The following is a 237-nucleotide window of genomic DNA, read 5'->3' as shown; positions in this document are numbered from 1 at the left end:
ATGCCGAACAGGTTGATCAGTCCGGCGATGCCGTGATCGGCAGGCCCCTGGATGAGAAAATCCTGCGTGGCGACGGCCGGCGGCACGATTTTCGGCCGGATTCCGGAATAGCTCGGCATCAGCGCGCCGTCCGGCAGCGTCGGCCAATAGCGCCGGATCGCGGGATAGAATCGCTCGGCGCGGGCGGGGTCCACCGCATAGTCGATGCTCTCGACCCATTCGACGTCGGGGCCGAAC

General features: G+C 66.2%; 1 pseudogene. It reads right to left on the bottom strand.

Annotated elements, in window-relative coordinates:
- Positions 1-237 (bottom strand): annotated as a pseudogene (locus tag QSV46_RS41035) (FAD-dependent oxidoreductase); the annotation flags it as partial.

The organism is Bradyrhizobium cosmicum (assembly GCF_032290525.1).
In the GTDB taxonomy this organism is placed as follows: domain Bacteria; phylum Pseudomonadota; class Alphaproteobacteria; order Rhizobiales; family Xanthobacteraceae; genus Bradyrhizobium; species Bradyrhizobium cosmicum_A.
Note: the sequence above shows the minus strand (reverse complement) of the source record. Positions and strands in the feature narration are given on the sequence as shown.